Origin of the sequence: Vreelandella nanhaiensis, from assembly GCF_003990185.1 — a bacterium.
Lineage (GTDB): Bacteria > Pseudomonadota > Gammaproteobacteria > Pseudomonadales > Halomonadaceae > Vreelandella > Vreelandella nanhaiensis.
The window spans coordinates 124917-148697 of the sequence record NZ_RZHF01000008.1 but is presented as its reverse complement, the minus strand read 5'-3'; the positions used below and the strand labels follow the sequence as shown (position 1 = coordinate 148697).

The 23781-nt window shown below is 52.2% G+C and carries 24 protein-coding genes and 2 tRNA genes; 11 read left to right on the top strand and 15 right to left on the bottom strand.

What is annotated here, in order from left to right:
- Positions 1 to 67: 67 nt before the first annotated feature.
- From ELY38_RS07465 to ppnN, 4 genes are all read right to left on the bottom strand, one after another.
- Positions 68 to 280, bottom strand: a complete 213-nt coding sequence (locus ELY38_RS07465) for a hypothetical protein (protein ID WP_127061003.1) — start codon at positions 278 to 280, stop codon at positions 68 to 70.
- 210 nt (positions 281 to 490) lie between these two features.
- Positions 491 to 691, bottom strand: a complete 201-nt coding sequence (locus ELY38_RS07460; protein WP_127061002.1) for a hypothetical protein — start codon at positions 689 to 691, stop codon at positions 491 to 493.
- A 148-nt stretch (positions 692 to 839) separates the two neighbouring features.
- On the bottom strand, positions 840 to 1571 hold the full coding sequence (locus ELY38_RS07455) for a sulfite exporter TauE/SafE family protein (RefSeq protein ID WP_127061000.1): 732 nt from the start codon (positions 1569 to 1571) through the stop codon (positions 840 to 842).
- A 71-nt stretch (positions 1572 to 1642) separates the two neighbouring features.
- Positions 1643 to 3025, bottom strand: coding sequence for a nucleotide 5'-monophosphate nucleosidase PpnN (gene ppnN / locus ELY38_RS07450; RefSeq protein WP_127060998.1), 1383 nt, complete (start codon positions 3023 to 3025; stop codon positions 1643 to 1645).
- Positions 3026 to 3174: 149 nt separating this feature from the next.
- On the opposite strand from ppnN, the gene ELY38_RS07445 reads away from it, so the two are divergent.
- Positions 3175 to 4077, top strand: a complete 903-nt coding sequence (locus tag ELY38_RS07445) for a LysR family transcriptional regulator (RefSeq protein WP_127060996.1) — start codon at positions 3175 to 3177, stop codon at positions 4075 to 4077.
- 41 nt (positions 4078 to 4118) lie between these two features.
- Here ELY38_RS07445 and gcvP read toward each other — a convergent pair whose 3' ends face one another.
- Together gcvP and gcvH are read right to left on the bottom strand one after the other, a co-directional pair.
- Positions 4119 to 7013 carry an aminomethyl-transferring glycine dehydrogenase gene (gcvP, locus tag ELY38_RS07440; RefSeq protein WP_127060994.1) on the bottom strand — a complete coding sequence of 965 codons (2895 nt, stop codon included), beginning with the start codon at positions 7011 to 7013 and terminating at the stop codon, positions 4119 to 4121.
- Positions 7014 to 7097: 84 nt separating this feature from the next.
- Positions 7098 to 7487, bottom strand: coding sequence for a glycine cleavage system protein GcvH (gene gcvH, locus ELY38_RS07435; RefSeq protein ID WP_127060992.1), 390 nt, complete (start codon positions 7485 to 7487; stop codon positions 7098 to 7100).
- A gap of 433 nt (positions 7488 to 7920) precedes the next feature.
- Between gcvH and ELY38_RS07430 the strand changes: the two genes are divergently transcribed.
- Together ELY38_RS07430 and gcvT are read left to right on the top strand one after the other, a co-directional pair.
- Positions 7921 to 9327: an alanine/glycine:cation symporter family protein gene (locus ELY38_RS07430; RefSeq protein WP_127060990.1), complete on the top strand. Its 1407-nt coding sequence runs from the start codon at positions 7921 to 7923 to the stop codon at positions 9325 to 9327.
- Positions 9328 to 9418: 91 nt separating this feature from the next.
- Entirely contained in the window at positions 9419 to 10531 is a 1113-nt protein-coding gene (gcvT, locus tag ELY38_RS07425; protein WP_127060988.1) for a glycine cleavage system aminomethyltransferase GcvT, read from the top strand.
- A 74-nt stretch (positions 10532 to 10605) separates the two neighbouring features.
- Here gcvT and ELY38_RS07420 read toward each other — a convergent pair whose 3' ends face one another.
- Both ELY38_RS07420 and ELY38_RS07415 read right to left on the bottom strand, forming a co-directional pair.
- Entirely contained in the window at positions 10606 to 11589 is a 984-nt protein-coding gene (locus ELY38_RS07420; protein ID WP_422822316.1) for a LysM peptidoglycan-binding domain-containing protein, read from the bottom strand.
- Positions 11526 to 12407, bottom strand: a complete 882-nt coding sequence (locus ELY38_RS07415) for an acyltransferase (protein ID WP_127060986.1) — start codon at positions 12405 to 12407, stop codon at positions 11526 to 11528. Before ELY38_RS07415 ends, ELY38_RS07420 begins: the two co-directional genes overlap by 64 nt.
- A 319-nt stretch (positions 12408 to 12726) precedes the next feature.
- On the opposite strand from ELY38_RS07415, the gene ELY38_RS07410 reads away from it, so the two are divergent.
- On the top strand, positions 12727 to 13425 hold the full coding sequence (locus ELY38_RS07410) for a CoA transferase subunit A (protein WP_126950860.1): 699 nt from the start codon (positions 12727 to 12729) through the stop codon (positions 13423 to 13425).
- A gap of 83 nt (positions 13426 to 13508) precedes the next feature.
- Positions 13509 to 14174 (top strand): CoA transferase subunit B, encoded by a 666-nt coding sequence (locus ELY38_RS07405; RefSeq protein ID WP_127060984.1) that lies wholly within the window; start codon positions 13509 to 13511, stop codon positions 14172 to 14174.
- Between the two features lie 34 nt (positions 14175 to 14208).
- Here the strand turns inward: ELY38_RS07405 and ELY38_RS07400 are convergent, their stop codons facing one another.
- The gene (locus tag ELY38_RS07400; RefSeq protein ID WP_127060982.1) at positions 14209 to 14976 is read right to left on the bottom strand and encodes a VOC family protein; all 768 of its coding nucleotides are present in this window, start codon (positions 14974 to 14976) and stop codon (positions 14209 to 14211) included.
- Between the two features lie 123 nt (positions 14977 to 15099).
- Positions 15100 to 15363, bottom strand: coding sequence for a GrxA family glutaredoxin (locus ELY38_RS07395; protein ID WP_127060980.1), 264 nt, complete (start codon positions 15361 to 15363; stop codon positions 15100 to 15102).
- A gap of 223 nt (positions 15364 to 15586) precedes the next feature.
- Between ELY38_RS07395 and ELY38_RS07390 the strand changes: the two genes are divergently transcribed.
- The gene (locus tag ELY38_RS07390) at positions 15587 to 16360 is read left to right on the top strand and encodes a 3-hydroxybutyrate dehydrogenase (RefSeq protein ID WP_127060978.1); all 774 of its coding nucleotides are present in this window, start codon (positions 15587 to 15589) and stop codon (positions 16358 to 16360) included.
- A gap of 39 nt (positions 16361 to 16399) precedes the next feature.
- Here the strand turns inward: ELY38_RS07390 and ELY38_RS07385 are convergent, their stop codons facing one another.
- Genes ELY38_RS07385 through ELY38_RS07375 form a run of 3 tightly spaced genes read right to left on the bottom strand, consistent with a single transcriptional unit; the run spans position 16400 to position 18677 of the window.
- Positions 16400 to 16939 (bottom strand): response regulator transcription factor, encoded by a 540-nt coding sequence (locus ELY38_RS07385; protein WP_127060976.1) that lies wholly within the window; start codon positions 16937 to 16939, stop codon positions 16400 to 16402.
- Positions 16940 to 16981: 42 nt separating this feature from the next.
- Complete coding sequence (locus tag ELY38_RS07380) at positions 16982 to 18253, bottom strand: ATP-binding protein (RefSeq protein WP_127060974.1); 1272 nt, start codon at positions 18251 to 18253, stop codon at positions 16982 to 16984.
- Between the two features lie 7 nt (positions 18254 to 18260).
- Positions 18261 to 18677, bottom strand: coding sequence for a hypothetical protein (locus ELY38_RS07375; RefSeq protein ID WP_127060972.1), 417 nt, complete (start codon positions 18675 to 18677; stop codon positions 18261 to 18263).
- Between the two features lie 143 nt (positions 18678 to 18820).
- Between ELY38_RS07375 and pyrC the strand changes: the two genes are divergently transcribed.
- From pyrC to ELY38_RS07360, 3 genes are all read left to right on the top strand, one after another.
- A complete protein-coding gene (gene pyrC / locus ELY38_RS07370) occupies positions 18821 to 19858 on the top strand; it encodes a dihydroorotase (RefSeq protein WP_127060970.1) in 1038 nt (345 codons plus the stop codon).
- A gap of 154 nt (positions 19859 to 20012) precedes the next feature.
- Complete coding sequence (locus ELY38_RS07365; RefSeq protein WP_127060968.1) at positions 20013 to 21146, top strand: NADH:flavin oxidoreductase; 1134 nt, start codon at positions 20013 to 20015, stop codon at positions 21144 to 21146.
- A gap of 77 nt (positions 21147 to 21223) precedes the next feature.
- The gene (locus ELY38_RS07360; RefSeq protein ID WP_246009086.1) at positions 21224 to 21535 is read left to right on the top strand and encodes an ArsR/SmtB family transcription factor; all 312 of its coding nucleotides are present in this window, start codon (positions 21224 to 21226) and stop codon (positions 21533 to 21535) included.
- Positions 21536 to 21623: 88 nt separating this feature from the next.
- Here ELY38_RS07360 and mtnN read toward each other — a convergent pair whose 3' ends face one another.
- Both mtnN and folD read right to left on the bottom strand, forming a co-directional pair.
- Complete coding sequence (mtnN, locus tag ELY38_RS07355; RefSeq protein ID WP_127060964.1) at positions 21624 to 22331, bottom strand: 5'-methylthioadenosine/S-adenosylhomocysteine nucleosidase; 708 nt, start codon at positions 22329 to 22331, stop codon at positions 21624 to 21626.
- Between the two features lie 45 nt (positions 22332 to 22376).
- Positions 22377 to 23237: a bifunctional methylenetetrahydrofolate dehydrogenase/methenyltetrahydrofolate cyclohydrolase FolD gene (gene folD / locus ELY38_RS07350; protein WP_127060962.1), complete on the bottom strand. Its 861-nt coding sequence runs from the start codon at positions 23235 to 23237 to the stop codon at positions 22377 to 22379.
- A 205-nt stretch (positions 23238 to 23442) separates the two neighbouring features.
- Here folD and ELY38_RS07345 point away from each other — a divergent pair.
- Positions 23443 to 23519, top strand: a tRNA-Pro gene (locus tag ELY38_RS07345).
- Positions 23520 to 23609: 90 nt separating this feature from the next.
- Positions 23610 to 23686, top strand: a tRNA-Arg gene (locus ELY38_RS07340).
- The last annotated feature ends 95 nt before the right edge of the window (positions 23687 to 23781 follow it).

Sequence of the window (23781 nt, the reverse complement as noted above, 5' to 3'; positions counted from 1 at the left end):
AAAAAGCACTGGCTGTTTGATCCAAATAGTAACCAGTGCTTTTGCTAATTACAGCATGCAAAGAAAATCATGGCTGTTCGGACGTCATTATATCCAGTATTTTTATTTCGTAATGATCATCATTAACGGATACTACTTTGAATATAACATCTCTGGGTATTGGATGATGCTCATCACGATTATCCACCAAACCGTAATATTCCCTTTTGTCGTCCACTGACAGATCTTCATCAATATCAGTTTTAGGAATTACCAGTACGTCATCAATCATTATGGACATGGCCTTTCTCCTTGGTTTCCTTCAATACCTACTAACGATAGGACTCCCCGAATAGTTGTTGGTTTCCTAAAAAAAGCGGGGTAACCAACATAACCAATTACTTTGATAGTTGTTAATAGTAAGCATCAGATAATTGTTAGCAGGCAATTGATGTGTAACCGCTATTAGCAATAAACGGGCGGCTATACATAATAAGCCTGCTAAAAAAAGCTATTCTTTTGCTTCATGATCTGCCAAAGCAGCAGCAACGGCTTCTTCCCACTGGCCTTCAGAAATTTCCCAGTGTTCAATTTGTGCATGATCGGCTGGACCTTCTGCAGCGGCTCGAAGATCTTCAGCAGAATGGCTTTCATAGCAGTGCTTAGCAAACGCTTTAGTCTTCCCATCACGTAGCTGGTCAATCATTGACATGGTTCTTCCTCTCCTTGATCGTTGAATACATATCGGCAGGTAGCATCTGATGTTGCGAGTGTCATGAGCGTACCCGCAACTGCCCCAAACACTTGTCAGTGTAGCGCGTTTGCGATTTTTTGCTTGTATCGCTTGAGTTTATAAATGCCTAGGCGAGTAGTGTATCGGCAATGATCTTGAGCGATATACCGGCAAGCAGTAGCATAATCAAATTATCGAACCAGTGATGAGGCAAGCGCTTACCTAAGCGAGAACCGAGAGGCATCGTAAGCAAAATGACCAAGAGTGCCACAATGCTGAATAACGAACGCTGCATAGTGAGGATGCCTGTGCTCAGTAGGGCCGGAATCTGTACACAGGTAATCGCGACAAAAAAAACGGAAATGGAGGCGATGAACACAGGCCTTTCCAGGCGCATTGCATTCAAGAATGTGATGGAGGCGGGAGCCGACATGCCCGCCGCACCTTGAAGAATCCCCCCCAGCAAGCCGACAGGAATAACAATACGCGAGGCGGTAGCATAGGAAAGTGCAAGTTGACGATTGGTAATTTTGATAAATAGATAAATGATAATCGCGCCCGCAACGCCTAACGAGAGTAGTTCAGGAGATAAAACGACTAATCCCCATGTGCCGACAAGAATGCCTATCGCACCTGCTAGTGAAAAGGCAATCAGAAACCGGGCGGGTAAAAGGTGGTGGCGATACTGCCATATTTGAACGATGTTGCTAAACAAATTAGGCGCCACCAGGACGGCAATAGCCAGTTTAACGTCATAAAGCATGGTGAGTACTGGGACCACCAGCACTGGGACGCCAGAGCCAATGGCACCTTTAACGATGCCAGCGGCTAAAAGAGTAAATAGGGCGATCAGTAGCATCGTGTTTCCAGCAGTGAATGTAGGGCAGCCGCTTTTACGGCTGCCCATCATCAACGTTTAACTATACAAACTTACTTTAGCACGTAGCAGGGCGTGTAAGGCTGACCATCCAGCTTCATGCGGCCTTGCGCGACAAAAGAGCTAAGTAATTCATCCAGCCGCTGCATAAGTAGAGGTTCAGCAGTCAGTACAAAGGGGCCGTGAGCTTCAATTGCCCGAATCCCTTGTTCCTTAACGTTACCTGCAACGATCCCCGAGAACGCGCGGCGAAGGTTGGCGGCCAGTTCGTGCTTGGGTTGCTGGCGATGAAGGGCGAGCCCACGCATGGCCTCATGAGTAGGTTCAAAAGGCGCCTGAAATTCACGCGCAATCGTTAAACGCCAATTGTAGTAGAAGGCATCCTGCTGATGGCGGCGGAACTCCCTGATTGTATTGACTCCTTCGCGCATCTTGCGGGCCACTGCCACTGGGTCACCGGTAATGATGGTGTAGTATTGGCGTATCTCTTCACCCAGGGTATACACCAGAAATTCATCTATCTTTTGAAAATAAGCCGCTGAATCCGCCGGGCCGGTAAAAATCAGCGGGAAAGGAATCTCGCGATTGCCTGGATGAAGAAGTATGCCCAGCAGGTAGAGGATTTCCTCGGCTGTACCTACTCCGCCTGGGAACACGATAATACCATGGCCCAGACGGACAAACGCTTCCAGGCGTTTTTCAATATCAGGCATTACCACCAGTTCATTGACGATTGGATTGGGTGCCTCTGCCGCAATAATTCCGGGTTCAGAAATTCCTAGATAGCGGCTATCTTTTCGGCGCTGTTTGGCATGGGCTACATTGGCCCCCTTCATGGGGCCTTTCATCGCGCCAGGACCACAGCCAGTGCAGATGTCCAGATCGCGTAGCCCAAGGTGATAGCCAACGTCCTTGGAGTACTCGTACTCTTCGCGCGAAATAGAGTGGCCGCCCCAGCACACAACTAGGCTTGGGTCCCGGCCTGGTTTTAAGGTGCCGGCTTTACGCAAGATATGAAAAACCGCGTTAGTCGTGCCTTCACCCGTATTTAAATCAAACCTGTTATGTTGCTGGATTTCGTTATAGACGTAGACAATATCACGAATGATCGAAGAGAGATGCTCGCGAATACCGCGGATCATTTGCCCATCAACAAATGCCTCTGCCGGAGCGTTAGTGAGCTTTAAACGAATACCTCTATCCTGTTGCAAGACTTCGATATCAAAATCTTTATAGGCTTCTAAAATGGCGACACTATCATCGGTTGGTCTGCCACAGTTTAAGACGGCAAGAGCACAGCGGCGTAGTAAATCGTGCAGACCATTTTGTGAAGTGCTTTGCAGGCGATTAACTTCATGTTGGGATAATACTTCCAGGCTCCCTTCGGGAGAAATTATGCTGGAAATAGTCGCGTAAGGCTGAATGGTTGGAGTCATTAGTACGTCGTTTCCTGTTCGTCTTTGCATCTATTGGCATACTATCACGCCCGGGCAGGTGGTACAGTGCGCGCCAGTGCTAACTCCATCTGTGCTACCCTATAGCTAAATTGAGCATACACGGTGGCAAGTAAAGATGGCGTTTTATTATGTTTAATGCGCTCTATTTTAGAACCTTTATTACGTTAGTAGAGACCGGTAGTTTTACGCGAACGGCACAGCGCTTGGAGATGACTCAGCCCGGGGTTAGTCAACACGTACGTAAATTGGAAAACTATCTAGATAAAACGCTGCTTGAACGTAAAGGGCGGAGTTTTACCCTGACCGAATCTGGACGTCGTGCTTATGATTATGCCCTAAAGTTATTTGCCGAGCATGAACAGTTTCGTCATGGGTTGGATGATGACTCACTGGATAGCGGCGAGTGCCGAATTGCTTCCCCAGGCAGTGTAGGGCTCATGTTTTATCCGTTTATTTTAGGGCAGCAACAGATGCACCCTAATTTAACCGTCAATTACAGCTTTGCGTTTAATCATGAGATTGTAAATGACCTGCTGGAAGGGCGCTACGATATTGGTATTGTCACTGAAGCGGTTAACCATCCTGACCTTACCTGTACGCTATGGCATAAAGAGCCGCTTTGTCTGGTAGTGCCCGCCGATTTTGCCGGAAATACGCTTTCCGATTTAATGGGGATTGGCTTTCTCAACTATTACGATGGCATCAACCATGCCAATACCTTGTTGAGGACCAATTATCCTGGCGAGTTTCGCTCCATGACCCATTTTCGCTATCAGGGGTTTACCAACGAAGTCAGCATGGTGCTGGATGCAGTTGCCCGTGGGCTAGGGTTTACGGTGGTATCGCTGCTGGTATTGGAAACGTCACCCTGGCAGCGGCAGGTAAAGGCATTAACCCTTCCTCATGCGGTGAATGAAGAGCTATACCTGTTACGCCGCCGCGATTCAGTGTTGCCCAAGCGCTATGAAAAGCTGCTGGAGGGGTTCTGTAAACAGCGTATTCAGGAACGAACGCCCCTGATACCCGAATAATCGGGTATCAGGAATTAGGCTATTCGAAACGGGCCAGATAATTAGCGACGATACTCGTCAATGCTTGGGCACGAGCAGATCAGCTGACGATCACCAAATACGTTATCGACCCGATTAACCGCTGGCCAGTACTTGGAAGCCGCCACGGCTTCACTTGGGAACGCACCCAGCTGCCTGTCGTAGGGGCGATCCCAGTGACTATCCATGATATCAGCCTGAGTATGCGGAGCATTTACTAGCGGGTTATTCTCAAGCGTCCACTCCCCCTGTTCAATACGCGTGATTTCGCCACGGATGGCAATCATCGCATCACAGAAACGATCGATCTCATAAAGCGACTCGGATTCGGTTGGCTCAATCATCAACGTGCCCGGTACCGGGAACGACATGGTCGGCGCATGGAATCCGTAATCCATCAGACGCTTGGCAATGTCTTCTTCACTAATGCCTGAGGTAGCCTTGAGGGGGCGAATATCAATGATGCACTCATGGGCCACATGCCCGTTGGCGCCGCGGTACAAGATGGGATAGGCATTTTCCAAGCGCTTGGCAATATAGTTGGCATTCAAAATAGCCAACTGGGTAGCCTCACGCAGCCCACGTGCGCCCATCATTTTGATGTAGGCCCACGAGATGGGCAGAATGGAAGCGCTGCCAAAAGCAGCGGCAGAGACGGCTCCGCTTTCAGGATTGACGCCATTGATCGGCGTCACAACATGGTTGGATACATAGGGCGCCAAGTGCGCTTTTACGCCAATCGGGCCCATGCCCGGGCCGCCGCCACCATGCGGAATGCAGAAGGTCTTGTGCAAGTTAAGATGTGATACATCACCACCAAAATCGCCAGGACGGGTCAGGCCTACCTTGGCATTCATATTGGCGCCGTCTACATATACCTGCGCACCGTGCTGATGAACGATCTCGCATACCTTGCGTACCTGTGATTCAAATACGCCATGGGTAGACGGATAGGTAATCATGATCGCTGAGAGCTTGTCGCTGTGCTCGGCAGCTTTCGCCGTAAGATCGTCAACATCAATATTGCCTTGCTGGTCACACTCCACAACGATGACTTCCATGCCTACCATGGCAGCCGTAGCCGGGTTGGTGCCATGCGCCGAGCTAGGGATCAGGCACACGTTACGATGCGCTTCACCCTGGGCTGCCTGATAGCGGCGAATTGCCAGCAAACCGGCGTATTCACCTTGTGCTCCCGAGTTTGGCTGCATGGAAATATGGTCATAGCCGGTAATCTCCACCAGAAACGCGGCGAGTTCATCAATCATCTGATGATAGCCCGCTACCTGATCGCGAGGAGCAAACGGATGCAGGTGGGCGAATGCAGGCCAGGAAACTGGAATCATCTCACTGGTAGCGTTCAGCTTCATGGTGCATGAGCCTAGCGGAATCATCGCATGAGCAAGCGATAAATCCTTGTTCTCCAGGCGCTTGAGGTAGCGCAGCATTTCAGTTTCACTGCGGTAACGACTGAACGTCGGGTGATCAAGGAAGTCGCTATCTCGCTGACAGGCGTCGGGAATACCGGTTGTACCGTTAGCGATAATCTGCTCATCCAGCGCCGCCACCGAAAGGCCGTGCTCGTCAGCCAGGAGTACATCAAAGAGCGTGGCGACATCGTGTGCGGTGGTGGTCTCATCAAGACTGATACCTACATCGCCATTGGCGAAGTAGTGCAGGTTGATATCATGCGTCATGGCACGACCATGAATCTTGCCTGCGTCAATCTCGGTGAGACGCAGCGTATCAAACCAGCTGTCATGTACCAGCTTAACGCCTGCCTGGTGCAAGCCTTCCGCCAGCACAGTGGTCAGCCTATGCACGCGGCCAGCAATTTTACGCAGCCCCTCAGCACCATGATAGGTTGCGTAGAAACCTGCGATATTCGCGAGCAACGCCTGAGCCGTGCAGATGTTAGAAGTGGCCTTTTCCCGGCGAATATGCTGCTCACGGGTTTGCATGGCCATGCGCAGCGCCGTATTGCCCCGGCTATCTTTTGAAACGCCGATAATTCGGCCAGGGATAGAGCGCTTGAGCTTGTCAGAGGTCGCGAAGAAGGCGGCATGGGGGCCTCCGAACCCCATGGGGACACCAAAGCGCTGGGAGTTGCCTATAACAATATCGGCACCCAAAGCACCCGGTTCTTTAAGCAGTACCAGGCTAAGCAGATCAGATGCCACACAGGTCATGATATTACGTTCGGCCGCAGCACTTAAAAGCGGCGCCAAATTGCGGACTTCACCGCTGGCGGATGGGTATTGTAAAAGGGCGCCAAACACATCGTGATCAGCCAATGTATCTGCTGGGCCGCTAATCAGTTCGAATCCGAAAAACGCAGCGCGGGTTTTTACCACATCCAGGGTTTGCGGGAAGATATCATCAGCAACAAAAAAGGCGTTGGACCGACTCTTCTTGTTACCCCGTTTGCATAAGGCCATGGCTTCAGCTGCGGCCGTGGCCTCGTCCAGCAGGGAGGCATTGGCAAGCTCCATGCCGGTTAAATCCATGATGACCTGCTGAAAGTTCAGCAGGCCTTCCAAACGGCCCTGGGAAATTTCCGGCTGATAGGGGGTATACGCGGTGTACCAGCCCGGGTTCTCAAGCACGTTACGCTGAATGACGGCAGGCATATACGTACCGTAGTACCCCTGGCCAATATAGCTCTTGGCTACGCGGTTCTGACGGGCCAGTTGGCTCAAGTACTCTAATGCTTCGGCCTCGCTACGGGGCTCATCCAGATTAAGTTCGCGTTCCAGGCGTATATCGCTAGGTACGGTTTGCTCAATCAGGTCTTCCATGCGCTTCATGTTGAGCACTTTTAACATGGTCTCCACATCAGTGGCATCAGGACCATTGTGACGTTTGATAAAAGCATCGTGGTCGGCCAGTTCGGCCAAACGGCGTGTTTCAAAAGGCATGGGAGCATTCCGAGCGTGAAAAAGAAACTTGGCAGGAGCGTAAAATACACAGCCTGCCAATGAAGGCAGGCTGTGTCGAAATTCTTAGTCGTCAGCGTTTATCGTGGCCTGATAGGCATTGGCATCAAGTAAGCCGTCCAGGTTATTGTCGGTAAGACGCACTTTCATGATCCAACCGCCTTCATAAGGCGCATCGTTAACTGTTTCGGGCGAGTCTTCCAGCGCTTCGTTGACTTCAATGACTTCACCGTTAACCGGCGAGTATAGATCCGAGGCCGCTTTAACCGACTCAATTACCCCGAATTCCTTACCCTGGGTAAGGGTTTGGCCCACCTCAGGCAGCTCAACGAAAACAACGTCGCCAAGGGCTTCTTGCGCGTGGTCGGTAATACCCACACTCACCGTACCATCTTGATGATCAAGTACCCATTCGTGGCTTTTAGCGTAGCGAAGATTAGCAGGAAGGTTGCTCATGGTGATTCCCTATATGAAACAAGTGTCTGGACATGTGGATACTAGCGCGTGTCGCTCGCCTTGGCGACCACTAGCGTGCCAGTTAACAGGCATGTTTGGGTGCATGTTAACGTGTTTCACATTGGAAACAAATTTCTCTATGGCGAAATCATGGCACTGTTGAGGAATTTTGCCGAAAGCTGTGCTGCCTGACTGCTATACCGGCTAGGTATTTACCATTTAGAAATACTATTAGCATAGAAGAGCACCAACCAAATGGTGTAAAACATAAAGTGTTTCGCCTTGGCATTTAAAAGTTGCCCTTGAAGGCGACGCAGAGAGCGGGATATACCCGTTACTGTGTGCACTTGATAGACAGGAAAATGATGAATATCGGCACGTTGAGTGTCAAACACCTACAAAAAAGTGAACTAACAGGGTTAAGGAGAAAAGTGTGGAAACGTTAAATAGCCTCTTTGGGGCAATCAACGGGATAGTATGGGGCCCGTTGATGCTTATACTGCTGCTAGGCGTGGGGGTCTATCTGCAAATTGGCCTGAAACTGATGCCGATCAGAAAGCTCGGCATGGGTTTCAAGCTAATGTGGCAAGGGCGTGATGCCAAACCGAGCCAGAAGCCTGTCGCTGACAAGGCGGCAGAAGAGGGTGAAATATCTCCTTTCAACGCGCTGATGACAGCGCTCTCCGCTACCATTGGGACCGGCAATATTGCTGGTGTGGCGACCGCGATTGCTTTAGGTGGCCCGGGTGCAGTGTTCTGGATGTGGATTACTGCGCTGGTGGGTATGGCGACCAAGTTTTCAGAAGCCGTGCTCGCCGTACGTTACCGGGAAACCGACAATACGGGCTATCACGTGGGCGGCCCCATGTTCTACATCAAGAACGGGCTGGGCAGAAAATGGCTCTGGCTTGCCGGGCTGTTCTCGTTTTTTGGTGCTGTGGCCGCGTTTGGGATAGGTAATACCGTGCAATCCAACTCGGTTGCCGATGCGATGGATGCCACCTTTGGTGTACCTCACTGGTTAACCGGCGTAGTTATCATGGTGCTGGCGGGTGCGGTCATTCTTGGCGGCATCAAACGTATAGCCAAAGTAGCTGGCAAACTGGTGCCCATCATGGGGATAGCCTACGTCGTTGCAGGCCTTTTGGTACTGATTGTTAACGCAGGCCAGATAGGCGAGGCTTTTGGGCTGATTTTCTACTACGCCTTCAACCCGATGGCCGCCGCCGGTGGCTTTGCAGGCGCAGCTGTCATGGCCGCTATTCGCTTTGGTGTGGCGCGAGGTATTTTCTCAAATGAAGCGGGGCTGGGCAGCGCGCCGATTGCTCATGCGGCAGCTCGAACCAAGAACCCTGTGCGCCAAGGGCTGATTGCCATGTTGGGTACCTTCATTGATACCATCATTGTTTGTACCATTACTGCGTTGGTTATTTTGACCTCAACGGTATGGCAAACGGGCGAAGAGGGCGCCTCGTTGACTGCGCTCTCTTTTGATCAGGCGTTACCCGGCTTTGGCAACCCGATCGTGGCCATTGCTCTGGCGGTCTTTGCGTTCACCACTATCCTTGGCTGGTCATTTTACGGCGAGAAGTGCTTTCAGTTCCTGTTTGGAACGCGCTCCATCATGCTGTATCGCGTGCTGTTCGTATTGGCCATCCCGCTGGGAGCTATTGCCCAGCTCGGCTTTATCTGGCTAATGGCGGATACCTTTAATGCCATGATGGCCATACCCAACCTGATTGCGCTGGCACTGCTCTCACCTGTGGTGTTCAAACTGACCAAGGACTATTTTGCCGGTAAGGAAGTTTTACCGGGAGAAGAGTTGAATCATGACAAGTAAGCTGCGCCTGGTGCTTGGCAGACTGACGTTTACGCACTAACTGAATCGGGAAGCCTGGCTTCCCGATTCGCGTTTCAATCAAGGAATTATCATGAATGATTTAAAGCATACACCGCTGCATGCATTGCACCTTAAACTGGGCGCTAAAATGGTGCCGTTTGCCGGGTACGACATGCCCGTGCAGTACCCTCTAGGGGTAAAAAAGGAGCATGAGCATACGCGCCAGCAGTGTGGGCTATTTGACGTATCGCACATGGGCCAGATCCTGGTATCAGGCCCGGATACAGCCAGCGCGCTGGAAACCCTGATACCCGCTGATTTAGTGGGTTTGCAAGAGGGTGAGCAGCGCTACGGGCTGTTTACCAGTAGGGAAGGCGGTATCATTGATGATTTGATGGTCGTCAATGCTGGCGATCACTTTTATCTGGTCGTAAACGCCGCCTGCAAGGATCAAGATTTAGCTCACTTGCGTGCCAACCTGGGCTCGACCCATAAGATTGAGCCAGTAGAGCGAGGCCTGCTGGCATTGCAGGGTCCTCAGGCGCATGTCGTCATGCAGCGCCTTTGCCCTGAAGCGTGCACGCTTGTATTCATGCAGCATAAGCGCTTTAGCGTTGCCGGTTTTGACGTATGGGTTAGCCGTAGCGGCTATAGCGGAGAGGACGGGTTTGAGATATCCGTGACGGCAGAGGACTGTGAAGCGTTTGCGCAGCGGCTGCTTGCTGAACCTGAAGTAGAGGCTATTGGGTTAGGCGCCCGCGACTCGCTGCGCCTGGAAGCTGGGCTATGTCTGTACGGCCACGATATGGATACTGCCACAACACCGGTTGAGGCCGGATTGATTTGGGCAATTGGCAAACCTCGCCGCCATGGCGGTGAGAGGCCGGCGGGCTTTCCAGGCGCAGACCTGATCCTTCACCAGGTTGATGCCAAGGACCATTCGCGCAAACGCGTTGGATTGCAAGCAGAAGGCCGGGCACCCATTCGTGAGGGGGCTATTTTGCTGGATGAAGTCGGTAATCAAATAGGTGAAGTGACATCCGGCACCTTTGGGCCTAGCGTGGGCAAACCGGTTGCCATGGGCTATGTAAGCCGCGACTGGGAAACCCCAGGAACTACCGTTTTTGCCGAGGTGCGGGGTAAGCACCTACCCATGACCGTAACGGCAATGCCTTTTATCCAGCCGGGCTACTACCGTGGTTAAAGCGGCGTATTGACTATTTTAAATAAAAAAAGCCCCCGTAAAGGGGCTTTTTTATAGTGAGAGCCCGAAAGGAACTAGCGAAGCGCCTGCCGTGGGTCAATGGGTTTGCCACCTTGGCGTAGATCAAACAAAAGGTCGTAACGCTGGCTGGCGTTGCTTTGGCCTACTTCACACAATTCATCGCCGGTTTTTACCTGTTGGCCAACCGAAACAAGCGTGCGCTCACACAAGGCGTATACCGTCTGCAGGTTATCGGCGTGATGTACGATCACGACTTCCCCTAGCTGACGCATTCCGTTTGCAAAGCGCACTTCACCAGGAGCTACTGCCTGGGCGCGAGCCCCCGCTTGAGTAGCAAGCAGCATGGGTTGTAAGGTGCCTCGGCTATCAGCCCCAAAACGCCGCACAATACGGTAGTCTTCTAGCGGCCAAGGCCAGCGGCGTGCTGACGCTGGCAAAGAGGTCGGGGCAGGCGCTGGCGGCGCCGGACGATTGTTGCTGGCCGTGCTGCTTGAAGGTGACGAGCTGCCTCCCGAAGAGGCGCTACGCGGCGCGCTTCCCGAAAGCGGAACACTAACTATCTGGCCAATCCTTAATGCTGTTGGCGATGTGCCGGGGTTAGCACTTTGAATACGCCCACTGGTAGTGCCGAAATGGCGTGCCACGCTTGAGTAGGTATCGCCTGCACGTATCTGGTACCGATATGGCCCGCCCGAAGGCGCACGCTCCTGCTGGGTGGGGATCAATAGGCGCTGGCCAACGGCTAAGCGTCTGGCATTTACGCCAGGATTGAAACGCTCCAAGCGCTCAAGAGGAACATTTGCACGGTTAGCTAATTTGTTTAGCGTATCGCCACGGCGCACCTCTACCCAGTTACCATTAAGCTGGCTGGCGCTATGGGTAGGAATCGCATTGGCGCGCTGGCTTGATGAAGGTGAAGGCCCCGCACATCCTGCTAACAGACTGATTAATAAACAGGTACCAAGCCAACCGGCTAATCGTGATCGGTTTGGTTGTCCAACAGGGCATCTTTTTCCTGCCAGAGTGAATTGATCCATGCGTGGAAGCGTTCCTTATGCTGCTTTTCTTCGTGGTAGTTGGATTCGTGCATCCACTGGGGAATGGCCAGCTTCCTGGCATGAAGCGTAATGGGCGCTTCCTGTCCACATAAAAATCCCCAAAAGGTCGGCGACGGATTAGCGTAGCTGATTGTTACGTCTAGAATACCATTCAATTGATCGCCTAGCAGGCTAAGAACTTGCGCAATGCCTCCTGCCTTGGGCCGTAGCAGATGCTGGTAAGGACTTTGCTGCGCGTCGCGTTTGGCAAGCGTAAATCGGGTACCTTCAACAAAGTTGAAAATAGCAATGGGTGCATGGCGTGCCTGACGACACATTAATTCGGTGGAGTGGCGATCAATCGTTGCAAGCTTGGGATTAGTGGCAATTTGTTCGCGGCTAAAACGCCGCATAAAAGGAAATTCAAGCGCCCAAAAGGCCAGCCCAACAATCGGAATCCAGATCAGTTGCCGTTTGAGAAAAAAGCGCGGCATGGGAACCCGGCGATGTACAGCCATCAACAGAATGAATATATCGGTCCAGCTACGATGGTTGGAAATCACTAGCCACCATTGATCAGGATTTAGGGATTCCGGCACCGAATACTGTACCTGCGGTTTTAACCAACGCTTCATCCACCATAGATTGACGCCTATCCAATTTAGCGCCACGGCACATAGAGCGTTCAGAATCCAAAACCTGTAACGCTGAACGGGAGTTATGACCTTCAATAGGGTCAGCGCAATGAGCGGAACACCCCAAAAAAGCGTATTAAGTGTAAGCAGCAAGATGCTGACCATACCCTTAAAAATAGCCATGCCTCTTCCTTACAAAATCAATAATAATGAATGCTAAAGGATCGGCCCCATTCTGCCCAGCAGCTGTGCTGAAAAAAGCTCTACTTGACGACTCTGGTAGCGAGAGGGTTAGGCTAGACGCCATGCCCACAGCTATTGGCAATACGCAGCAGGCAGACCGTTACCCTCAGGAATATGTGTAATTGCTTTATGGCCATAAAGAGTCTTCTATAAGCTACTAAAATGAAAAACCAACGTAGCAAATAAATCGTTAACAAGATCCTTGGGACGCGTAATAAGCACCTTTCATGTACTACCGACAACTAGATGAGGCATAACAATGGCAGGATTTGATAAGCGTGTTGCTTCCTATGCAGAAGCGATGGAAGGCATTGAAGACGGAATGACCGTACTTGCGGGTGGTTTCGGGCTGTGTGGGATTCCTGAGAACCTGATAGCGGAAATAAAGCGTCGGGGGGTTAAAAACCTGACGGTCGCTTCCAATAACTGTGGTGTCGATGGATTTGGTCTTGGCGTGCTGCTTGAAGACCGGCAGATCAGCAGAATTTTTGCCTCTTATGTTGGTGAAAATGCGCTTTTTGAACAACAGATGCTCAATGACGAAATAGAGGTCATTCTTACCCCCCAGGGCACGCTTGCCGAAAAAATGCGTGCTGGCGGTGCCGGTATTCCGGCCTTCTATACGGCAACGGGTTACGGCACCCCGATTGGCGAAGGCAAGGAGGTACGCGAGTTCAATGGCCGACACTACATTCTGGAAGAAGCGCTGGTGGGCGATTTTGCCATTGTGAAAGGTTGGAAAGCGGACCGTTATGGTAACGTGGTGTATCGCCATACGGCACAGAACTTCAACCCGCTAGCCGCCACGGCCGGAAAAATTACCGTTGTTGAAGTTGAGGAAATCGTTGAGCCAGGCGAGCTTGAGCCCAGCCAGATCCATACGCCGGGTATTTATGTTGATCGCATCATTCAGGGCACGTTTGAGAAGCGCATCGAAAAACGCACGGTGCATGGTTAACCCTTCTGTCGATCAATGATTTGCTCAGTTTTAAGCTCAACTATTAACGCTCACTTTTAATGTTCAACAACGAGGTTGTCACCATGGCTTTAACACGTGAACAGATGGCACGGCGCGTGGCGCGTGAACTTGAAGACGGCTTTTATGTAAACCTGGGGATCGGGATTCCTACATTAGTGGCCAACTACGTTCCCGAAGGTATTGATGTGATGCTCCAATCCGAGAACGGGCTGCTGGGCATGGGACGCTTCCCGACAGAAGAAGAGTTGGATGCTGATATGATCAACGCTGGCAAGCAGACGGTAACGGCCCGTCCGGGAGCCGCCATATTTTCGTCCGCTGAATCTTTTGCCATGATTCGTGGTGGGCATGTTGATTTGACCGTGCTGGGGGCCTTTGAGGTTGACCAGGAGGGGAATATTGCCTCATGGATGGTGCCCGGTAAGCTGATCAAGGGAATGGGGGGGGCCATGGATCTGGTGGCAGGCGCAGAAAATATTATTTGCACCATGACACATGCTTCCAAACACGGCGAGTCCAAGCTGCTTGAAAAATGTACGCTGCCGCTGACAGGTGCTGGGTGCATCAATCGTGTGCTGACCGATCTTGCCTACCTTGAGATCAAAGACGGTGCCTTTGTTCTCAAAGAGCGCGCACCTGGAGTCAGCGTGGAAGAAATTATCGAGAAAACGGCAGGTAAACTTGTGGTGCCAGACCACGTACCTGAAATGACATTTGTCGAAGAATAAGCCTGTTTAGTTGTAGGCGGCGCTGGTGGGCCGCCTACACAATCTCGCAGCGTGTATGCGCGGGCAGCAGTATCTCTGCGATTCGCTCTTTGCCTGCTTCCACCTGCTTTTGAGTAAGCGCCAGCCCTCCAAGGCACAGGCGATGTTCATCACCTTCACTGAAAACTACCCTTTGCGGCGTGGCAGGGTAAAAACAGTGCTCAATAAGCGGTGACAGTGAAAAAACACCGTTTTGGGCCTCTTTTAATCCAGGCATACCCGTCTTGTGCAACTGACTATCAAGTGTCGCCAAACAGTTGCCCAGCGCTGCACAGTCGTAACCAGCATGATGCAGGCGGGGCCCCATAACCGCTATCCAGGCGGCAAGCGGATGTGCCTGCTGGAGCTGCTGATACAGCATCCACGATGGCATTGGCCAAGGACGGCCTCTGCACAGCAGGTTATGCCCTTTACAGTCCTGCGGGTGAGACTGCATCACCAGCTGAGTAAGCGCTTCTCGAAGCAGTTTTGAGAGCGTGCCAAGCTGCAGTTCGGCCAGTATTAGCCAGCTGCCGCCATCGCTAGGCGCGAGAAGATAAATGAGCAACCCTTTATCCGCCATGGCGTAGTGCGCGATATGGCGATACCCCATATGCGCTAGCCGGCTATTCAGGTTTAGTGCAGAAAACGCGCCGTAATTAAGCGTCACTAGCGTTAAATATTCGGCGTTTGAGGATAAAGGCCAAAGCCGTAAGGCACCTATATCGGGATGGGCATGAACGTAATCCAGCCACAGCTGTTGTACGAATTCATCACGTTGCATGATGGGAACCTCGCCGCCTATACAAGCATGTCAAAGGTAAATGATCATTTATTGCTTAGTATAGGCAGGAGAGAGTGGCCCGGCTCAACGGCTATAAACGGCAGATTTAACGCTCACGATGACTTAACGGGTGAGTAACTTCTTGTCACGCACAAATTGATCAAACTCGGTAAACCCGCCGACGTGAACCTGATCAACAAACACTTGAGGAACGGTATGTATGGGTTTGCCGGCCGTTTTAGCAATATCTTCTTTGGTTACTCCCTCAGAGGGCATATCTACATAGCGGTAGCCTTCAATTTTTCCTGCTGCCTCCAGATGCTCAGCAAGGTGCTTTGCGCGTACACAAAAGGGACACGTCATCCTTCCAAAAATAACCACAAACATATGAAAGCTCCCGATTTAGAAAATAAAAACAATTACCATTCTCTAACAACAAAAATGAGTACGTTGGCATTATTGTGGCGTAGCTAAACCGCTTTCGCCAATAGGAGTAGGTAATTGCACCCATTGAGCCTTATTGCCAGAAGTACGCAGCATGTTCTCCGTGCCCCTATACTAGGGGGGGATTCTTGCCGAGCGGTTTTTACTAACTTAAAAGGAGAGCTGAATGACGTCTCAAGCAGGTTCAACCCCCCGTGTTGCTCTGGTAACAGGTACCAGCAGTGGTATTGGTGCCGCTGTGGTCGAGTATTTTTGCGAGCAGGGATATCAGGTGCTGGCCGTTGACTTTAACGCAGCGGGAAAAGTGGCCGCCGATGCGGCAGGTGCTGCATTTTTTCAAGCCGACTTGACCGACCCGCAAGCGTGTCGAGATGCTGTGAATGATGCCGTGAGACGCTTTGGAAGCGTGGATATTCTAGTTAACAATGCCGGTATCCAGCATGTCGAGACTATTGAAGCTTTTCCCGAGGAGAAGTGGCGCAATATTATTGATTTGATGCTGACAGCGCCTTTCCTGCTGAGTCAGGCTGCTTGGCCCTATATGCGTAAGGCTGGGTGGGGGCGCATTATCAACATTGCCTCCATTCATGCCCAGGTCGCCTCGCCGGGTAAAGCGGCCTATGTGAGTGCCAAGCATGGCTTGATTGGTCTTACCAAAACGGCAGCACTTGAAGGGGGCGAGCAGGGCATTACCGCGAACACCATCTGCCCAGCCTATGTAAAAACGCCGTTGGTCGATAATCAGATTGCTGACCAGGCAAAGCTTAACGGTATGGATGAGCAGGAAGTGATTGAAAAAATCATGCTCAAGAACGCAGCCATCAAGCGCTTGATCGACCCCTCTGAAGTCGCCCAGATGGTAGCTTACCTAGCCTCAGATGCGGCGGGCGCCGTGACGGGGTCAAGCTGGAATATCGATTTAGGCTGGACCGCTCACTAAATTACTCCGGTGAACTGCCATGCATGGATGGCACTGAGGTTAACGCCGTACGGGACGTTTTTGCAGTTTGCGCTGTAGCGTACGGCGATGCATGCCGAGTGCACGGGCCGTTGCAGAAATATTGCCATCATGCTCTTGAAGCACCTTCTGTATATGCTCCCAGGTAATGCGATTGATCGACGGCGGGTTGTCGGCAAGCTCAACATTGGGGTCGCCTTCCTGCTGTTCAAACGAAGCAATGATATCGTCGGCATCGGCTGGTTTGCACAGGTAGTTGGCCGCTCCAAGCTTCATGGCTTCAACGGCAGTGGCAATGCTTGAGTAACCTGTCAGAACCACGATACGGCAGGTAGGCACGATGGCCAGCATTTCGGGCAGCAGTTTTAATCCTGAGCTGTGCTCAAGCTTAAGGTCAAGGGTTGCCATGGTGGGCTGAAACTGTGCCGCGACAGCCAGCGCCTGGTCTGCATCATGAGCCGTCATGACCTCAAAACCGCGGCGGGTAAAGGCACGGCTCAGCACATGGCAGAACATCTCATCATCATCAATTATTAGCAGGCGCTGATCGGTCGTTTGCATGATGTCCTCAATGTGATTGCATAAAACGCTGTAACGCGCGTTTTAGTTGGGAGCCGAGCTACGGGGAAGCGTCACTTCTGTCAGGGTGCCGCCTTCTGGATGATTATACAGGCTGACGCCACCACCAAAGCGGTTGATTGTGGCATGAGTTAAAAATAACCCGATTCCCATTCCTTTGCTCTTGGTTGAAATAAACGTATCACCCAGCTGATCCGCTATGGACATGGCAATGCCAGGGCCGTGATCACGAATATCAATGACCACGCTCTCTTCCTGCCAGTCAAGGCGAATAGAAATACGCTCAGGGTTGGCATCGGCAGCATTGTTCAGCAGATTCATCAACGCCTGATCAAGCGTGGTATCCACCGCCAGCCAGGGCTTGCCGCGTTTTTCGGCGATATCCAATTGATGGCTGACATCCGGACGCAATACCAGCCAGCGCTGGACAACGCCGGTTAGCCACTCCTGGGCATCCAGTATTTCCGGCTCGGCCATGCGTCGCCGGTCTGAGCTGGTCACCAGATGTTGAAGGCGTGACTTGCAGATATCCACCTGCTGGCGTAGCAGGCGAATATCCTGCTGTAGCGGACTTTCGTCAGAGACTTCTGCCTGCATTTCCTTCAAAAGCACCGCCATGGTAGAAAGCGGAGTACCCAATTCATGAGCGGTGCCAGCTGCCTGGGTGGCAACGGCAAGCACCTGTTCATTACGTAGCGCGGCTTCTCGGGTGCGTGAGAGTGCTTTATCGCGGCTGCGCAGTGCATAGGCCATCTTGTAGATAAAGAACGTGACCAAACCCGCAGAGAGCCCGAAGTTAAGCCACATGCCCATGACGTGTAGATTGAGCATTTCATCGCTATTGATGTGTGCCAGCTGGGGGACAGGATGGTAATAGAACATGAGAAAGCTGTAGCCCGCCATGGCGCAGACGGCACATGCCCAGGCGTGGCGCCACGGCAACGTCGCCGCTGCAATCGTCACCGGCACTAAATAGTAGGTAATAAACGGATTGGTTGAACCGCCAGAGAAATAAAACACAAGGGTCAGACCCGCAATATCAGCTAATAAGTGCAGTAGGTACTCAATATGCTCCACCGCACGCGGGCGGCCTAAACGCCACCACGTGGCAATATTCAATAAGCCCATTGCGATAACGACACTGACGACTGCTGTAACAGGCAAGTCAAAGGCCAGTAGCTCAACGCCTACGACAATAGCGATCAGAAACCCGGTCCAGGTAATGCCGCGCACAATGGTAAGGCGAACAAGGTTGCGATTAGGGGTTGAAAGTGGAAGCGGCAGGGCAGGCTGCATGGTCTACCTATTTGTGGGATGTTTTGATGCTATGAATGATAGATTTGATAAACAGGGTCATGACGTAGGTCATCCATCCTGCGGAGGCCATGAGATTGAACAGCAGCATCTTGGGTGGCAGCCAAGCACTGCCAAACGTGGCTTCCACCATGATATGAAAGAACATGGCCAAGAGCAGGGGCAGCGCCAGGATATGAATCCACATGTCGGTTCGCCGCTTGCGAATATGGTAGCGGCGCAGCAGGTAGCGCATGGGTCTGTGCGCCCAGCTGAATAGCACCAGGGCGCCCACAATAAACAGCATTGCCAAGGTGGGTTCGGTGCTTCCGGTGTGCACCGAAATTGAGATCGACCACGCCAGCCCTAGCCATACCAAGCCTTCTATGCTGGCAATAATATCCGCATAGCGTCGCACGTTTTGCATAAACAATTGGACCTTGAACCTTTAAAGTGCCGCCATAATACGATACTTGGCTTATGGAGCGACACCGATGCGTGGATTTCTCCGCTAGCTGTATCGCGTATACTGTGCCGGTGTTTTTCTTTCCAACCAGCTTAGGATTTGCCGTGGACGTTATTACCCTGACCCGCCCCGATGATTGGCACCTTCATTTACGCGATGGCGAGGCTTTGAAAGCCGTGGTAGGCCATACCGCCGCCCAGATGGGGCGTGCGATCATCATGCCTAATCTAACGCCCCCGGTAACGACCACGGCTCAAGCGCTTGAGTATCGCGAGCGTATTCTGGCTGCTCTGCCTGAGGGCAGTACATTTGAGCCGTTGATGACGCTATATCTGACCGATACCACACCACCCGAAGAGATCGAACGGGCGGCGCAAAGCGGTTATATCAAGGCGGTCAAGCTGTATCCTGCTGGTGCCACGACCAACTCGGCCTCCGGCGTGACGGATCTTGCCCACTGTGATGACACCATCGCCATGCTGGCCAAGGTGGGGATGCCGTTATTGGTGCATGGTGAAGTGACCACGACGGATATTGATATCTTTGATCGTGAAGCCGTATTTATCGAGAAAGTAATGAAGCCGCTGCTGGCACGCCACCCGACGCTTAAGATAGTGTTTGAGCATATTACTACCCAGCAGGCGGCGGAGTTTGTCGCAAAGGCGCCGGAGAACATCGCCGCAACGATCACCGCCCATCATTTGCTGTTTAATCGCAACAAGATGCTGGTCGGTGGCATTCGCCCGCACTACTACTGCCTGCCCATTCTCAAGCGCGAGCAGCATCGTCAGGCGCTATTAAAAGCGGCCACCAGCGGTAGCGCCAAGTTTTTTCTCGGCACAGATAGTGCCCCCCACGCCCAAGGTGACAAAGAGTCTAGCTGTGGATGTGCCGGTGCGTATACCGCGCCTGCGGCGATTGAGCATTATGCCCGTGCATTTGATGAAGTGGGCGCGTTAGACAAGCTAGAGGCGTTTGCAAGCTTGAATGGGCCGCGTTTTTACGGTTTGGCACCTAACACCGATACCATCACCCTTGTGCGCCAGGCTTGGAAGATGCCTGACAGCTACCCCTATGCAAACGATAAAAAGATCATTCCGCTGCTGGCGGGTGAATCGCTTGAGTGGTCAATCAAAGCCTGATTGATGCACCCAAGAAACGGAGCCTGATGGCTCCGTTTTGCTATTGGCATACGATAAAAAAGCCCGGCAGAGTTATCATTCAACGCTACGATTGTCTTGGAGTTCTATTTATGTTTATATATTGAGATATCTCTATATCCAAATAGGTATTTATATGACTGTTTCTACTCAAGAGTTGGCTGCGCCCCTTTTTGAAACTTTTACTGTAGGGCCGCTAACGCTAGCTAATCGTATCGTCATGGCGCCTATGACACGTAATCGGTCGCCCGGCGGCGTACCGAGTGAAGAAGTAGCTGCCTACTATAAAAGCCGAGCCTCAGGTGGGGTTGGACTAATTATTACTGAAGGCACCTATATTGATCACCCTGGTGCCAACGGTTACCCGAATGTGCCGGCTTTTTATGGTGAAGAGGCGCTGGCGGGTTGGCAACGAGTGGTGGAAAGCGTGCACGATGCCGGTGGCAAAATTGTGCCTCAGCTATGGCACGTGGGACGTGAACGCCGCCAAGGTGTCGAGCCGCAGGCAAGCGTGCCGGGCTTCGGACCGATGTCGATCGTTGAGGGAGACCTTGAGGTTGTCGAGGCGATGACTGAGGAGGATATCCAGGAGGTTGCTGCCTCGTTTGCCCGCGCGGCGCTTGATGCACAGCGTATCGGCTTTGACGGTATCGAGTTGCATGGCGCTCATGGTTACTTGATCGACCAGTTCCTGTGGGAAGAAAGCAATCAGCGTACCGATGCCTATGGCGGCAGCCTTGAAAACCGGCTGCGCTTTCCACGTATGATTGTGAGAGCGGTGCGTGAAGCGGTTGGTCCAGATTTTCCGATTATCTTCCGCTTCTCCCAGTGGAAGCTTTCCGACTACACCGCCATCATTGCGGAAACGCCCGAGGCACTAGGTAGCATTCTCAAGCCACTGGCCGAGGACGGTGTAGATATTTTTCATGCTAGCACTCGTCGCGTATGGGAGCCGGGCTTTGAAGGCAGCACCAAAACGCTTGCTACCTGGACTCGTGAGCTGACCGGTAAGCCGGTGATTGCAGTGGGTAGTGTGGGGCTTGACCGCACTTTCCGTACCGGCCACTTCACCCGCACAGAGGATCCGACCTCCAAAAGCCGTGTCAACGTGGAAGAGTTGGCCATGTGGCGGGCGAGAGAGGATTTTGACCTGATTGCTATTGGACGTGCGCTGCTTTCAGACCCTGAGTGGGCCAACAAGGTGAACGAGGGACGCCTTGATGAGCTATCAGATTTTGACAGCAAGGCGCTTGATACACTGGTGATTTAAGTGCTGTTGCCAGACTGTCTCGGCAGTCTGGCTGTAAATGCGTATAATGATGCGGCTTCCAACCACCGGCCGTGACCATGGATATTAATATTGTTTTAAGTGCATTGGCGAACCCGGTGCGTCTCGACATTCTGACCTGGCTGAAAGAGCCGGAGCGGCATTTTCCGCTCCAGAAAGACATGGCGCCGCCGGGCGGAATTTGTGTCAGCCATATTCGTGAAAAGACCGGTCTCTCGCAGCCGACTATCTCGCTGTACCTTTCCACGCTTTCCCGCGCAGGTTTGGTCTCTTCTCAGCGCGTAGGGCAGTGGACCTACTACAGCTATGAGCGCGAAACAGCCGATGCGTTTCTGGATGTCCTGACTGAGCGTTTAAAATGTGCACCTTGAGTGCATAACGCTCTTTTCGCCATTGAATGTTATCACTACAAACGGAGCCAGCTGGCTCCGTTTGTGTATCTAACGATAGGAAACTCGACTAGCGCTGGCCAAGGGCTAGCAGCATCTCATCGACCATTCGTGATGAGTGGGCGGCGGCCATGTCCAGGAATTGCTCAAAGGAGAGATGATTGTCTTCAGCGCCTGGAATGTCAGAAAGTGCACGGATCACTACGAAGGGGCATTGATAAAGATGGCAAGTCTGGGCAACGGCGGCTGCTTCCATCTCTACGGCGAGCATGGTCGGAAACTGGGCGCGGGTAGCGGCTACGCGAGCGGGGTCGGAGATGAAGGAGTCACCCGTGGCAATCAGTCCTTCACGAACACTAACTTCGCCCAGAGTATCAATTGCCTCTCGGGCAATATCACGCAGCTGCGAGTCGGCCACATAAGCGGCTGGCATGCCGGGTACCTGGCCTATTTCATAGCCAAATACAACGGCATCCACATCGTGGTGACGAACCTCGTCAGATATGATCACATCGCCGATCTTAAGGTCGCTTGCAAAACCGCCGGCCGAGCCTGTATTGATGACGGCATCTGGGTGGTGGCGCTCTAGCAAGATGGCGGTACCCACCGCTGCATTAACCTTGCCAATGCCGGATTGCAGGATAACGACTTCAAGCCCGTGGCGCGTGCCGGTATAAAATACAAAGCCTGCATGTTCATAGCGCTCGGCGTTGTCGAGTTGCCCAGCCAGAATGCTGACTTCCTGGGCCATCGCGCCAATAATACCAATACGTTTCATAGGGTCGGCTCCTTCATCAAACCAAAAAAATTAACGCCATGGAGCCTAAGCTTCGGCGTCGTGACGTTCAGCTGCTTCAAGCGTGTTTTCAAGCAGGGTGGCAACTGTCATGGGGCCGACTCCACCAGGTACGGGGGTAATAAAGCTGGCGCGTTTGGCGGCTGCGTCAAAATCAACATCACCAATGAGTGATCCATCGTCCTGGCGATTGATACCTACGTCGATCACGATAGCGCCGTCCTTGATCCATTCCCCTTTTACGATGCCAGGCTTGCCAACGGCAACCACCACCAGATCCGCGCGGTTAACGTGAGCCTCCAGGTCGCGAGTAAAGCGATGGCAAACGGTTATCGTACAGCCAGCAAGCATCAATTCCAGCGCCATGGGGCGACCGACAATGTTGGAAGCTCCCACAATAGTGGCATTGAGCCCGCGCACCGCTAGGCCGCTTTGCGCCAGCATGGTCATGATGCCTTTGGGTGTGCAGGGGCGTAGTGCTGGAAGCCGCTGGGCAAGGCGCCCAAGGTTATAGGGATGAAAACCATCGACATCCTTACCGGGATGGATACGCTCAAGAATAGGGCCGGCGTCCAAGTGGCCGGGCAGGGGGAGCTGAACAAGAATGCCATCTACGTTTTCATCATCATTAAGCTGGTCAACCAATGCTTCAAGAGCCTGCTGCGTGGTATCGGCAGGAAGCTCGTGCTTGAATGAGCGGATCCCTGCCTGCTCGCAGGCGCGGTGCTTGTTGCTAACATAAACATGAGACGCCGGGTCTTCTCCAACCACAACAACGGCTAGTCCTGGTGCGCGGGCGCCAGCGTGCTGGCGTGCCGCTATCTTCTCGGCAACGCGTTGACGGACATGAGCAGCGATGGCTTTTCCATCGATAAGTTGGGCGGTCATTTAAAAGATCCCTGTGAAGGTTGAAACGCTGGCGCAAAAGCCTACGGGCTTGAGTGCTTTCTATGGCGGGCAATTTTCGCATGCTAGGGCGGTCAGGCAAAGCGCCGACACGATCAATCACTTTAAGTGTTGACTTTAAATTTAAAAATAGTAATATATGCCTCGCTTGAGACGGGCAGCGCGGTAAGCGTCAAGAGTGATAAATCGGGATGTAGCGCAGTCTGGTAGCGCGCCTGCTTTGGGAGCAGGATGTCGGGGGTTCGAATCCCTCCATCCCGACCACACTTAACGTGAAAGGTGGTACATTGCTTTTCCGAGCGTGGTTGTGGTCAAGTGCTCATCGGTATTCAGCTTGTTTAGAATGCTTTACGTGCGCCCATAGCTCAACCGGATAGAGCAACGGCCTTCTAAGCCGTAGGTTGCGGGTTCAAGTCCTGCTGGGCGTGCCATTAATAAAGCGTTTAAATGGTCAAAGCCGGTTAGGTGCTCCAAGATTTGTAGTGCTATCAATGGTGGATGTAGCTCAGTGGTAGAGCCCCGGATT